The sequence below is a fragment of the Aquirufa sp. ROCK2-A2 genome, assembly GCF_054558485.1.
Genome location: NZ_JBPXKA010000002.1, coordinates 60,855 through 75,659 on the forward strand (window position 1 = coordinate 60,855; position 14,805 = coordinate 75,659).

Genomic DNA, 14,805 nt, shown 5'->3' on the forward strand with positions numbered 1-14,805 from the left:
GAATATCATCATATGGAACAAGCCATTAGTTTTGAACGTATCCCCACCATCATTTATGCAGATTCTGAAAATGCATCAAAGGCTGTAGCACAAGAAATTGCCGACTTGATTCGAACCAAGTCGAATGAAAACAAGCATGCAATTTTAGGATTATCAACAGGCTCATCTCCCAAAAAAGTCTATCAAGAATTGATTCGGATGCACAAAGAAGAGGGTTTGAGTTTTAAAAATGTAATTACATTCAACTTAGACGAATATTACCCCATGGAGCCGGATGCTGTACAAAGTTATGTACGCTTCATGAAAGAACAACTTTTTGATCAAGTTGATATACTAGCAAACAATTACCATATTCCAGATGGGACACTTCCGATTGAACAGGTTCCTGATTTTTGTAAAGCCTACGAAGACAAAATTGAAAAATTAGGAGGACTAGATTTTCAATTATTGGGTATTGGTAGAAACGGACACATTGGATTTAATGAACCAGGTTCGTTAATTAATTCCAAGACCCGATTAATGACATTGGATATCAGTACTAAAATTGATGCATCCTTTGATTTTGGCGGACTAGCAAAAGTTCCTAAAAAAGCCATTACAACCGGGATTGAGAAGGTAATGAACGCGAAGCGGATCGTTTTATTGGCTTGGGGAGAACATAAAGCTGAGAGTGTGGCAAAGGCCGTGGAAGGACCTGTTACTTCTGAAATCCCTGCTTCCTATTTACAACAACATCCGAATGCCAGTTTTATTTTAGATGAAACAGCTGCTGCATTATTAACTCGAATTAAAACGCCTTGGTTAGTGGATTCCGTTATCTGGGATAGAACCATGATCAAAAAAGCAGTTACGCATTTGTCCTTAACAATAAACAAACCTGTCTTGAAGCTAACCAATAAGGACTACAACGAAAATGGCCTATCCGATTTGTTGGCTCTTTATGGACAAGCTTACGATATCAATATTGAAGTATTTAATTTTCTTCAACACACCATAACAGGCTGGCCTGGGGGTAAACCGAATGCAGACGACACAAATCGTCCTGAAAGAGCCTTCCCTGCTAAGAAAAAAGTCATTATTTTTAGCCCACACCCCGATGATGATATCATCTCCATGGGTGGAACTTTTCAACGATTACATGATCAAGGTCATGATGTACATGTAGCTTATCAAACGACTGGAAATATTGCTGTAGCGGATGATGAAGCATTAAGGTTTGCAGAATTCGTGATTGATTTCAATGACAAATTTGAAAGTCCCAATCCGAAGGCCAATAAAATCTACAAAGAAGCTGTTAAATTTTTGAAGAATAAGAAAGATTCTGAAATAGATATCGCGTCGGTTAGAGAAATCAAAGGTATTATCCGTAAAGGGGAAGCCAAAAATACCTGTCGATTTGTTGGAATCAAGAAGGAAAATGCGCATTTCTTAGAAATGCCATTTTATGAAACAGGTACCATCCGAAAAAAAGCCATTGGGGAAGATGATATTCAAATCATAATGGATCTCATTGAAGAAATTCAACCACATCAAATTTATGCCGCAGGTGATTTAGCCGATCCACATGGAACACATAAAGTGTGTTTGGATGCTATATTTGAAGCAATTTCTCGTTTGAAACATCGAGAATATATGAATAATTGTTGGGTATGGTTATACAAAGGTGCTTGGGCAGAATGGGATATTGATCAAATAGAAATGGCTGTACCCATGTCACCTGATCAAGTTTTCAAAAAACGAATGGGAATATTCAAACATCAATCACAAAAAGATGGTGTTGTTTTCCAAGGAGACGATTCTCGTGAATTCTGGCAAAGAGCCGAAGAAAGAAATAGAGGAACCGCCCAAATCTACAATGATTTAGGCTTGGCAGAATATGAAGCAATGGAGGCCTTCGTTCGATGGAGATTTTAATCCACCAACGCTTCGAATAAAATTTCGGCGGTATGTTTCGCTCTGCGATGCGTACCGTCGTGAATTTGGTGACGGCAACTTGTTCCTGAAGCCACAATTTCAACTTCTTCCGACTGCGCTCTAACCGCTGGGAATAAAACCAATTCACCTATTTGCATGGATAAATCATAGTGTTCCTTTTCGTAACCAAATGAACCTGCCATTCCACAACAACCAGACGGTATAATTTGAACTTCATAATTTTCTGCCAAAGTCAGTGCTTTTTTGGCAAATACTAAAGAACTAATCGATTTTTGTTGGCAATGACCATGCAGTTTCAACAATTTCTTTTCTTGACTAAATTTACTCTTATTGATTCTTTTGGCATCAGACTCTCTAGCCAAAAACTCTTCCAATAAAAATACATTTTTCGAAAGGTCTTTTGCTTTTTCAACCCAATCATCTGAAACTAAATCTGGGTATTCATCCCGGAAAGTCAATAAGGCAGATGGCTCAATCCCCACTAATGGCGTCTCCACACTTACTAAACCATGCCATAATTCCACATTCCTTTGGGCTAAAGCTTTTGCTTCATCCAACATACCTTTCGATAAATAAGCTCGACCAGAAATAGGATGAGAAACCGTCCGAATGGAATAGCCTAAAGCTTCTAATAACAAAACGGTCTTTTGACCTACCTCAACGTCATTGTAATTGGTAAATTCATCTACAAATAAATAAACAGCTTTATCAGAAACGATGGTTTTTCTGTTTTTCAACCATGCTTGAAGCGTCTGCTTACTCATCAAAGGCATCGTCCGTTCAGGATGAAATCCAACCACCGTATTAGCGATTTTTCTTAAAAATGGTGTACCCATGACAACATTATACAAGAATGGAATCTTTGAAGTTAAAGCCGAAATTTTAGCAAAATTACCCACCAACCAACTTCTAATAGGAAGACCTTTTTCTTTTTGATATTGATACAAAAATTCCATTTTCAACTTCGCCACATCAACATTGGAAGGACATTCCGATTTGCAACCTTTACAGGCCAAACACAAATCCATCACTTCTTTTATTTCCTCATGCGCAAAGCGATTCGGCTGAGTTGAACGAGTTAAAAATTCACGTAAAATATTCGCTCTAGCTCGAGTAGTTTCCTTTTCATTGCGAGTTGCCATAAATGAAGGACACATCGTACCGCCAGAAATCGGTGTTTTTCGACAATCTCCTGATCCATTGCATTGCTCGGCATGTTGCAAGATATCTTGATCATGGAATTTGAAAGCTGTTTCAAAAACAGGAGTTTTTTGTCCGGCTTCATAACGCAAAAACGTATCCATAGGAGGTGTATCCACAATTTTATTTGGATTGAAAATTCCTTTAGGATCCCACCAAGATTTCAATTGACGCATCAATTGATAGTTTTTTTCACCCACCATCCAAGGAATAAATTCCCCTCTCAATCTACCATCACCGTGTTCTCCGGATAAAGAACCGTTGTATTTTTTAACCAAACGCGCTATTTCTTCTGCAATGGTTCTAAATAATTGATGACCCTCTTTCGTTTTTAAATTAATAATGGGTCTTAAATGCAATTCGCCTGACCCCGCATGTGCATAATGAACACAGTATAAATTATTCTCAGTCAAAATTTCATTGAATTCAGCAATAAAGGATGGTAAATCATTCACATCCACCGCAGTATCTTCAATCACAGCCACAGCCTTCTCATCGCCAGGTAAATTGGATAATAAACCCAAACCTGCTTTACGTAAATCCCAAACCTTTTTCACATCAGCACCTGCAACATAAGGGAAATGATATCCAAGATTAGCTGCAATCATAGCTTTCTCTAATTCTTTTGCACGAGATAATAATTCTTCCGGATCATCCGACCTTAATTCGACCACCAAAATAGCCCCCGGGTCACCCTCAACAAAAAAACGATTTTGTCTCTGCTCAGGATTTGCCTTTGTGCATTCCAAGATATAATGATCCATTAACTCGGAAGCCGATGGGTCAAATTGCAAGGCAATTAAATTAGCTCTTAATGCTTCATCAATACTGTTGAAATGAGCACAAACCAATCCAATATGGGCAGGAGGAACAGCATCAACGTGTAATTTAATTTTAGTAGCAAAAAATAAAGTGCCCTCTGAACCAGCTAATAATGAACAAAAATTAAAATCAGTTGCGTTTTTCCCAAAAGCCTTGGAATTCAAAAGCATATCCAAAGCATACCCGGTATTTCTTCGATGAATACTTGGCTTGGGAAATTCTTTGATAATATTAGCCTGTATTTCCAAATCTGAAAGCGCTTCCAATGTTTTGGAATAAATACGATGAAGTGTACTACCTTCCTTAAGTTCATTCAAAGTTGAAAATGGATCTTCGGCTTGAAATGTCACAAAAGTACCATCTGATAAAAAACCTTCTACAGCCAAAACGTGATCACGTGTAGAACCATAAACAACCGAGTTCGATCCACAAGAGTTATTACCTAACATTCCGCCAATCATAGCTCTATTGGCAGTAGATGTCTCTGGCCCAAAAAACAAACCATGTTTTTTCAATTCCACATTCAACACATCCCGAACTACTCCAGGCTCAACCCACACATATGATTCTTCTTGATTAACTTCTACTATTCGATTAAAAAATTTAGATACATCCACCACTAATCCCGAACCAACAACCTGTCCAGCTAAAGACGTACCTGCCGTTCTAGGTATCAAGGCAATTTCATTTTGGTAAGCAAAAAGAATAATTTTTTGAATATCCTCAATCGTTTCAGGAATGACAACTCCCAACGGCATTTCACGGTAAGCAGATGCATCCGTGGCGTACAAAGTCCTCATTACTTGATCCGTATAAACCGTGCCTTGTAAGAAATCTGCTAATGGAGAAAGAACCTGATTAGATAGAACTGAAACCGACATGTATAAAAATTTATTTTTTTAATGGCACAAAGGTAACTAAACCCTTAATGAGTAGCAATTGGGAGGATATGTAAGTAATCATAACTAAGAAAGAAATCCCAGAAAATGAATAATAAAACTTCCCAAAAGCTAATAAGCTATCTGAAACAACGAATAAAAATGCACCACTTACAATTATGCTAAAATTTTCCTTTGAGCAATTCGACCTACGGAGCCAGGAAAAATACAACATTGATCCCAAGGCAAAAGCATACACAATAACTGGTAATTTCAAGCCTGCAACGATGTGAGGTAAAAGAAAGTTCAAAAAGAACAAAATGTAACATAAAATCACAAATAAACTTATCCATTTAGTTGGCCACGAAACTTTGTTAGGGCCATTAAATTCTCGGATAAAAAGGACGATATAAGTAATTTGCATGATTAAAAATGATCCTAAACCTAATTGAAAAAACAAAGGATTATCACCTGGAATCAACAAAAATACATCCCCCAACCAAGCAAAAATAAGTGCAAACAAAATTCTATTTTTCTGAAAAACTTCCTGTTGATTGAGTACATACAACATGAGTAGGATCATTAACAATGGCTTGGTAATGAATCGAATTTGGAAAAACTGAGGAAATAGCAAAGGAATAAATAACTCGAATAAAGCATCAATAACAAATAACTTTAAATAGATATTCCCTTTCATTTTTTTACATATTTACCTTCACAAATTTCTTGTTCTATAATGTAATTCGGTCGAGATTTAGATTGAAAAAATATACGTAGAATATATTCTCCCAAAATCCCAATTGCCATTAATTGAATACCACCGAATAAAATGATAACAAAAAGCAATGAGGTAAAACCCTCAATAATGGTATCCCCTAAAAACAACTTCTTAATCAATATTCCAATGAAGTATATCAATGACAAAGCGATTACCGAAAAACCGATGGAGGTAATGAATTTCACAGGAAATTCACTGAAATTAAAGATACCATTCAAAGCTAATTGCAGTAATTTAGAAAAAGTATATTTGGATTCACCTGATGCCCGCTCTTGTCGATTATACGAAATACCAATTTGCTTAAACCCAATCCATGTTCTCATTCCACGTATAAATCGACTTTCTTCTGGCATTTGATTTAAAATATCAACTACTTTCCGACCCATAAACGAAAAATCTCCAGAATCCAATGGTATATCAATATTGGCAATTTTCTTAAGTAATCGATAAAAGATAAAATAAGCAGCCTTTTTAAACCAAGGCTCTTTACGTTTTTCACGTACGGCATACACCACCTCGTATCCTTCTTTGTATTTGGCATAAAATTCCTCTACAAGTTCAGGAGGATCTTGTAAGTCTCCGTCTAAAACAAAAACACCTTCCGTACCACGTGCCTTGGCCAATCCAGAAGTCAATGCTAATTGATGTCCATGGTTTCTAGAAAGTAAAATAACATGAAAACGTTGATCAGTTAATGCTAATTGCTGTAACATGACACGAGATTGATCTTTACTACCGTCATCAATTAAAACAGCTTCAAGGGCTATGGAAGAAGAATCCATTATCTTTTGAAGACGAGCCACCAAAATTGGAAGATTACTTTCTTCGTTGTAAACTGGAATAACAAAAGAAACTTGAGGCATTGTAGAATTCATGTCAATATCGATACTTCCCATTTTGAAAATCAAAAATAAGCATTCTTCTTCCATTTTTCCCTCTAATCAGAACGGAATCTTTTATAGATAAATCAATTCGTTGAATAATGGAGTCAGTGGATGGTAAATATAAATTGATCAATTGTGCATCAACTACATCTACTCGCAGTTTTGAAATTTCCTTCGAGTTTAATAAATTTTTGGCCTTGGATGGATAATATACGGTGTCTCCGATGCGATAATTTTGAATAATTTTTTCAGCGATTATCGGATATGGATTTTTGGTTCGATTCACAGAGAACGTATATTTCTGTTTTTTATCGCTATACATAGGAGTTATCAATCCAACCAAAGTATAGAGTTGAAGTAGCAAAAATATACCTGCCAGCATCCTCACCCATATATTTTGTTTTAACAAATACTCGAAAAATCCAATGGAAATGAAAATTCCGAATGGTAAACCGAAGCTTGCATACCGTAAAAAGAAGCCAGTGGTAGTTTGAGCGCTGATAGCAGAAAGTAATAAAACCGTTACTGGAATGACTATTTGAATCAAACCCAATACATAAATCTGTTTCATTTCTTTGGATAATTCCTTGAGCCAGTTGCTTAAACATATACCAAAAAACACCAATAAGATACTACCAAGTTTAAAACCAAAAGTGTTGTACAAATCATTTGTCCAGATAAATTGATCCGAAAGAATGGAAATAGTTCTTTTGAATAAATTCAAGGGAGTTGACGCTTCAATCCAACCGGGTATGGGACCTACATTTGCCAAATAATCTCGATATTGTTGGGCTGCATCAGCTTGATAAACGATAAAATACTGACCTGGCCCTACTAGCATCCATATTCCAAATGGAATTAAAATAAGCACGGCACTTGGTAAAAAACGTTTGACAATGGCCCAATTAGGCCAATTAAAGAGGGTATAAAAAAGCTGCCCAATCATAACAAACGCAGTCAAATAGGTACTAAATAGTGCCCCCAAACTTCCTAAAATCCATCCAATGAAATACTTATTTTTGACTTTGTTTTGGTCTTTACCTTGCATGATCATCCAAAAATAATAATTGCTAAGCGTGGTAAAGAAGAGACTTGTTGTGTAATTCCGAGCTTGCTGGCTAAAAATTATAAAAAAGGGTTCTATGACAGCTAAAGCTAAAATAGCTAATGCCCAATTGATATTAGGCTTGATCTTTTTTGCCCAAATATACAGCAGCAAAAGCGTAAGCATATTAAAGAAAACGGAAAGCATCCGCAGGGCTGAATCACTTTTTCCAAAAAGAAAAGCCGTCATTTTCAAGCCCATATCGTGGATCAAACTATTCCCACTGACATCACCTCTCGCATCAGCGTTTAACCACGCATTCAGCCCTCTTGGTTTCCAAAAATCCGCTGGTGTAAAAGTTGAATCTGGATTCATCAAGTCGACCATCCCACCAATGTTCGTATTTCCAATCGCTAAAAGAGCGCTTTGTTTCTCGTCCCCAAATAATGAAAAATTTCCTATGTGATATACACGTAGGAAAAGTCCAAAAATTAGCAACACCAACAAAACGATAAACTGTAAATACTTTTTCCTCATGGTTAAATTTACGTAAAATTAAAGATCACTTGATTATACAACCAAGTGATCTTTAAAAATATAGGAAGCGCTACTCATTATTATGATCCGCAAGCCTCGCAAGCCTCAGGATTATCCAAAGAACAAGCCATATCTGATCTATTTTGATCATCACTCGAATCAAAAGAAGCAGCGGCCTTGGCAGCATGTGCAGCGTATTGCAATTCTGATTCATGAACGATGTTGGTTTGCTCAATCGCAGCTTCAGCTTGTTTCTCAACTGTAAACTTGATGGCATCGGCTGCAGCTTTTGTACGTAAATAATACATACCCGTTTTCAAACCTAATTTCCATGCATGAAAGTGCATCGATGTTAATTTACCAAAGTTTACGTCCTGGATGTGGATATTTAAACTTTGTGATTGACAGATATAAGCACCACGATCAGCAGCCATTTCCAAGATCGTTTTTTGCTTAATCTCCCAAACCGTTTTGTATAGATCCTTTAGGTTTTGAGGAATTTCAGGAATATTTTGAACCGAACCATTTGCCGAAATCAATTTATTCTTCATGTTGTCATTCCACAAATTCAACTTGATCAAATCTTTCAATAAGTGCTTGTTCACAATAGCGAACTCACCTGACAATACACGTCTAGCATAAATATTGGAAGTGTAAGGCTCAAAACATTCATTATTGCCTAAAATTTGACTCGTAGAAGCAGTTGGCATTGGAGCAACTAACAAGGAGTTTCTAACTCCATTCTCCACAACTAGTCTGCGAAGATTTTCCCAATCCCAACGTCCTGAACTTGGCGTCACATTCCACATATCAAATTGGAATACACCTTTCGAAATCGGCGAACCTTCCCATGTTGAATAGGGGCCTTCTACTTTCGCCAACTCCATCGAAGCTTCCATCGAAGCAAAATAGATGGTTTCGAAAATATCCTTGTTCAATTGACGAGCCTCATCTGATTCAAAAGGCATTCTTAACATGATGAATACATCCGCTAATCCTTGAACTCCTAAACCAATTGGACGATGACGTAAATTAGAATTTTGTGCTTCTGGCACTGGATAATAATTGACATCAATAATTTTATTCAAATTACGGGTTGCGGTTTTAGTAACCTCGTACAATCGTGTATGATCAAATTCTAAGACACCGTTATCATTCGATTTTACATATTTAGGTAGAGCCAATGAAGCTAAATTACATACAGCAACTTCATCTTTGGAAGTATACTCCATGATTTCCGTACATAAGTTGGATGACTTAATAGTACCTAAATTTTTCTGATTGGATTTATTATTCGCATGGTCTTTGTACAACATATAAGGTGTACCCGTTTCCGTTTGAGATTCTAAAATCTTAAACCACAATTCTTGCGCTTTAACAACCGTACGAGCTTTACCCGCTAATTCATATTTGGTGTATAATGCTTCGAATTCATCACCGTAAGTGTCTGATAATCCTGGACACTCGTGTGGACAGAACAATGACCATTCTTCGTTACTCTCAACACGCTTCATGAACAAATCTGGAATCCAAAGAGCGTAAAATAAATCGCGCGCACGCATCTCCTCTTTTCCGTGATTCTTTTTCAACTCCAAGAAGTCAAAAACATCTGCATGCCAAGGCTCTAAATAGATCGCGAATGATCCTTTTCTTTTTCCGCCTCCTTGATCAACATATCTTGCCGTGTCGTTAAACACGCGTAACATAGGAACGATACCATTGGAAGTACCATTTGTTCCTTTGATGTAGGAACCTGTTGCTCTGATGTTATGAATACTTAAACCAATACCGCCAGCTGATTGAGAAATTTTGGCGGTTTGTTTTAATGTGTCATAAATACCTTCTATAGAATCATCTTGAGTGGTCAATAAGAAACAAGAAGACATTTGTGGCTTGGGTGTGCCTGCATTAAATAAAGTTGGAGTGGCATGTGTAAACCATCTCTCCGATAATAAATTATACGTGTCAATAGCTGCCGCAATATCTGAACCATGGATACCAACGGCTACACGCATCAACATATGCTGCGGTCGTTCAGCAATTAGTCCATCTAATTTTAATAGATAAGATTTCTCAAGGGTTTTAAATCCAAAATAATCGTATCCGAAATCACGATCGTAAATGATCGCTTCATCTAATTCAACAGCGTTGTTTTTGATGATATCATAAATTTCTTTCGATAAAAGAGCCGCATTTTCGTTGGTCTTTGGATCTACATAGGTATAAAGACGCTTCATGGTTGCAGAAAACGACTTCAATGTATTCTTGTGTAGGTTAGAAATCGCAATACGTGCCGCCAAAATCGCATAGTCTGGATGCTTGGTTGTTAACGAAGCAGCTGTTTCTGCCGCCAAGTTATCTAGTTCAGTCGTCTTAACACCATCATACAACCCTGAAATTACTTTTCGAGCGACCTCTAAAGGCTGCACAAAATAAGGATCCAAGCTATAGCATAGCTTCTCGATTCTTGCTGTTATTTTATCAAATTTTACTGACTCTCGACGACCGTCTCTTTTAAATACGTACATGTTTGCGAAATATAAATTTTAAAACTTCTTTATTAATGCGATAATTTATGAACTCTTTTTACTTTCAAAATTCTCAATTCTAATTTACATCTTTTTTTAACATACTATTCACCTAATTTTAAGAAATTTTTTTCTTAAAATTACCCTAAACTTTTCATATTCAGGGTGATGAAGGCATTGTTAAATTTGGCTAATCTTGGTCCAAAAACTGAAACGTCTTTGGCTACTTGGGCACTTGGTAAAATTAGAAAAAATTCACCCTCCGTGCAAACATTTTTTGTTGTACTTTTCTGTGAAAAAATGATGATTATTTGAAATACACAAGGTAAGTCCCCATAAGTCAAATCATTATGACCAAGCATCTTTGAAAAGTACCAGAAAAAAAAATTTAGAAAAATAAATATTTTTTTTTCGGACAAAAAACTTGCAAAAACAGGTTGAAATTGTTAATAAAATATTTGGGTATTTGCTAATATCTATTTATTTTTGCGTCCCGATTACAGAAGTCTACATCCCTATGACTTTCCATTAAATAAAATCGACGGCAGGGAATCGTCCTTATTAATTACAAACATGAAAAAAGACATCCACCCAGAATACAAACAAGTTGTATTCCACGATTTATCAGCTGATTACAAGTTTTTAACTCGTTCTTGCGTTGCTACAACTGAAACAACTGAATTCGAAGGCGCAACTTATCCAGTATTCAAAATAGAGGTTTCATCTCAATCTCACCCTTTCTATACAGGTAAAAATGTACTTCTAGATACTACAGGACGCGTTGACAAGTTCAACAAGCGTTATGCAGCGAAAAAATAATTTCTTTCGCTTCAATCTATCAAAGCCTCTTCCTTCAAAGAAGAGGCTTTTTTATTGAGTCCCTATTCCAACTTGCTTCGTTTCTAATATTTAAGCAACTTTACGAATCCAAAACAGCCTCCAACATGTGGAATTCTATCTGTCTTTTTAACGACCAGGCAATCAAAAAGAAATTAAGACCTATCACAGACCATAGAAATATTTGGGATCTGATCATAGGAACATCTTCCATCTTAGAAAAATGGCAGTCACAATCCAAAGAACAGATTCAAACAAGGGATATCGATTCGGACACCCAGCTAGTTGCCGCAGAAATTTTCATTGTAGGATCTGCTCTTCCCACAGATCAGCTTTTACAGCAACTAAATTCACTTGCGACAGAAACAGCTCTATTTGTACAAAACCAATTAATTGCATTTAAAACCAATACAGCAATACCAGACATCCAGACACTAAAAAAGATAGAAATTCAAGAAGCCAATTATTTCCTAAATACCTTAGAAGATTCCCTAAAATGGAATCCTTATTTTTTGGAAAAAGAAATACAAACCTCTTCCTCCCTATATCCTGATTTAATCCAGCAAGGAAACCTCATATTAAACCCTACAAAATGCCAAATTGACCCCAGTGCAAACATCAAAGGCTGTATCATTGATGCTAGTTCTGGCCCTGTTTTTATTGGGAAAAATGTTCAACTTCAGCTTGGAACCTTCATCCAAGGCCCAGCTTGTATTTTGGAGGGAGCCTCCACCAACTTAGGTACCAAAATTCGACCCAATTGCACCATTGGCCAGGGCTGTAAAATTGGAGGTGAAATCAATCATTCCATTTTTTACCCCTTTAGTAACAAAGCTCATGAAGGGTACATAGGAAGTTCCATCGTAGGTTCGTTCTCCAATTTGGGCGCCCTTACAACTTGCTCTAATGTAAGAAATGATCTAAAAACAATCGATTTATTTGATTACTCGTTAAATGGATACCGGCCTACCCCAGAAAAAAACCTAGGGATTTTCATGGGAGATTATGTTACCACAGGTGTTGGCACAAAATTTAACACAGGAACAGTCATTGGAAGTCATGCTAATATTAGTACCACTGCATTTCCACCCAAATACATTCCATCTTTTACTTGGGGAGAATTTCCAAATTTCAAAGAATATCACTTTGATAAGGCATTTGAGGTAGCAAAAGCTTGGATCAGCCTAAAAGGCCAAAATATCCAGCAAAATCTCAAGCAAAGCATGGAAGAAATTTGGAAAGAGAAATCAACTTTCCGAACTTAGCTGTTTATCTTTTTCTAAAACAAGAATGCGTTTTCAGGATATTCCCGGACTAGAATCTACCAAGAGCCAATTAGCCAAAGCAGTGCAAAACCAGCATATTGCTCATGCTCAATTGTTTCATGGTCCTAGCGGTGGTGCTCAGTTAGCGATGGCACTTGCTTTTACTACCTATTTATTCTGCCCAAATAAATCCGAAAAAGATGCATGTGGAACATGTCCAAGTTGTCAAAAAATGGCCAAAGGAATCCATCCAGATGTGATTTTCATGTTTCCAACAGCGACCACCAAAAAAGTCCCCAAAGAAACTGAATCTGATTTGTTTTTGACTGATTGGAGACCATTTCTCATCGAATCCCCCTATCGAACATTGGCCGATTGGTTAGGTTGTATAGGCGCAGAGGGCAACAAACAAGGAAATTTCCCAGTAGCTGAAACAAGAAAATTAGCCTCAAAAGTGAGCTTAAAGCCTTTTGAAGCGGAATTCAAAGTTGTTTTAATTTGGAATCCAGAATCTTTAAATGAATCTTCAGGGAATGCCCTTCTAAAATTATTAGAAGAACCTCCTTCGTCTACCCTCTTTATTTTGGTTTGTTCAGATCCAAACAAATTGTTAATCACTATCCTATCTAGAACCCAAAGGGTTAATATTCCCGCCGTTCAAGAAGAGGTCTTAGCAGAATATCTATCGAAAAGTTTGGACATCGATTTTGAAAAAGCACTTCAAATTGCTTTTAATTCAGAAGGCAATATTTCGCTAGCCATCGATAAATCAAAATCTGAAAATTTAATTATTTCCACTTGGTTCTCTGATTGGATGCGAGCTGTCTATTCGAAAAATTTAAATAAACTGGTTTTACTAGCGGAAAAATTTGATACCATTGAAAAATCAGACCAAAAAGCATTGCTCGAATATGCGCTGTATATTTTCAGACAATGTCTTTATCAGATTTCAGATACAAGTCAATTGATTAAATCACTGGAAAAGGAAAAAGCTTTTATTGCTAATTTTTCAAAAACCTTGAATCCCGACATCATCAGTCAGATGGCCGAAAAAATATCGGAGACTCATTATCATTTAGAAAGAAATGCAAGAGCCAAAATCATGCATTTAGAGTTATCTCTGAATTTGATCAAAATATTTAGTTCTGCTAAAAAGTAATATGTTCATGCAAAAAATTAAAATTGGAACAAGAAATTCCGCATTGGCACTTTGGCAAGCAAATTACATCGGTTGTTTGTTGGAAAACAAAGGATTTAGCTATGAACTAATTGCCATTAGTACCAAAGGCGATCAAATTCTGGACCGTTCACTATCAAAAATTGGCTCAAAAGGGGTATTCACGCAAGAATTAGAAGAAATGCTCCGCACTGGAGAAATTGATATCGCTCAACATTCAGCCAAAGATTTACCTTCTACCCTTCCTTCTGACTTAGAGCTCATTGCGTTCACGGAGCGTGAAAATGCCCAAGATGTAGTTTTAAGTTTAGAAAAAGATTTTAGATTATCTAATGCTCAAAGTAAAATAATAGGAACTTCTTCTACTCGAAGAAGAGCTTTTCTTCAAAATAAATATCCACAACATACTTTGGTTGACATGCGGGGAAATCTGCAGACTCGACTAGATAAATTAAAAAATGGATCGTGCGATGCCATGATCTTGGCCTTTGCAGGAGTGCATCGAATGGAGATGGAAGCATATATTTCGGAACATTTGAAGACGGAAGAATTTGTTCCTGCAGTTGGTCAAGGTTCGGTGGCTATTCAATCATCCAGCCAATTAGATCCAACATTGAAACAAGCTATCCGAGAGGCTTGCAATCACACTGTAACAGAAAAATGCTTATTAGCCGAAAGAACTCTTCTAAGTAAATTAGACGGAGGTTGTAGCGTACCTGTTTATGGACATGCAACTATGAGAGCGAATCTTATTTATTTAACTGCAGGAGTGTTAAGTTTGAATGGAGAAATACATTTAATGGAAACGGAAACCGATACAGACCCTATTGAATTGGGCAATAAAACAGCTTCCATTTTAATAGAAAAAGGAGCACAAGAGTTATTGAAAGAAATCCGCCAACAGTTAAGCAATGAATAA

The 14,805-nt window shown here is 36.7% G+C and carries 10 protein-coding genes; 5 read left to right on the top strand and 5 right to left on the bottom strand.

The features are described from left to right. Positions 1-12 precede the first annotated feature (12 nt). Positions 13-1,914, top strand: a complete 1,902-nt coding sequence (nagB, locus tag V7S76_RS03535) for a glucosamine-6-phosphate deaminase (protein ID WP_459508655.1) — start codon at positions 13-15, stop codon at positions 1,912-1,914. On the opposite strand, the gene V7S76_RS03540 is transcribed toward nagB, so the two are convergent. The 5 genes from V7S76_RS03540 to V7S76_RS03560 form a co-directional block, all read right to left on the bottom strand. Then, positions 1,911-4,838 (bottom strand): FAD-binding and (Fe-S)-binding domain-containing protein, encoded by a 2,928-nt coding sequence (locus V7S76_RS03540; protein ID WP_459508656.1) that lies wholly within the window; start codon positions 4,836-4,838, stop codon positions 1,911-1,913. The genes nagB and V7S76_RS03540 overlap by 4 nt on opposite strands. 10 nt (positions 4,839-4,848) lie before the next feature. Continuing rightward, a complete protein-coding gene (locus V7S76_RS03545; RefSeq protein ID WP_459508657.1) occupies positions 4,849-5,532 on the bottom strand; it encodes a lysoplasmalogenase in 684 nt (227 codons plus the stop codon). Further along, a complete protein-coding gene (locus V7S76_RS03550; RefSeq protein WP_459508658.1) occupies positions 5,529-6,542 on the bottom strand; it encodes a glycosyltransferase family 2 protein in 1,014 nt (337 codons plus the stop codon). The genes V7S76_RS03545 and V7S76_RS03550 overlap by 4 nt, the downstream gene beginning before the upstream one ends. After that, positions 6,490-8,079: a glycosyltransferase family 39 protein gene (locus V7S76_RS03555; protein ID WP_459508659.1), complete on the bottom strand. Its 1,590-nt coding sequence runs from the start codon at positions 8,077-8,079 to the stop codon at positions 6,490-6,492. Before V7S76_RS03555 ends, V7S76_RS03550 begins: the two co-directional genes overlap by 53 nt. A gap of 80 nt (positions 8,080-8,159) precedes the next feature. Next, on the bottom strand, positions 8,160-10,607 hold the full coding sequence (locus V7S76_RS03560; RefSeq protein ID WP_459508660.1) for a ribonucleoside-diphosphate reductase subunit alpha: 2,448 nt from the start codon (positions 10,605-10,607) through the stop codon (positions 8,160-8,162). Positions 10,608-11,180: 573 nt separating this feature from the next. Between V7S76_RS03560 and V7S76_RS03565 the strand changes: the two genes are divergently transcribed. The 4 genes from V7S76_RS03565 to hemC all read left to right on the top strand — a co-directional run bounded on the left by V7S76_RS03565 (position 11,181) and on the right by hemC (position 14,805). Further along, positions 11,181-11,426 carry a type B 50S ribosomal protein L31 gene (locus tag V7S76_RS03565; protein ID WP_459508661.1) on the top strand — a complete coding sequence of 82 codons (246 nt, stop codon included), beginning with the start codon at positions 11,181-11,183 and terminating at the stop codon, positions 11,424-11,426. Positions 11,427-11,551: 125 nt separating this feature from the next. Continuing rightward, on the top strand, positions 11,552-12,709 hold the full coding sequence (locus V7S76_RS03570; RefSeq protein ID WP_459508662.1) for a putative sugar nucleotidyl transferase: 1,158 nt from the start codon (positions 11,552-11,554) through the stop codon (positions 12,707-12,709). 25 nt (positions 12,710-12,734) lie between these two features. Next, complete coding sequence (locus tag V7S76_RS03575) at positions 12,735-13,868, top strand: DNA polymerase III subunit (protein WP_459508664.1); 1,134 nt, start codon at positions 12,735-12,737, stop codon at positions 13,866-13,868. Positions 13,869-13,875: 7 nt separating this feature from the next. Further along, positions 13,876-14,805, top strand: a complete 930-nt coding sequence (gene hemC, locus V7S76_RS03580; RefSeq protein ID WP_459508665.1) for a hydroxymethylbilane synthase — start codon at positions 13,876-13,878, stop codon at positions 14,803-14,805.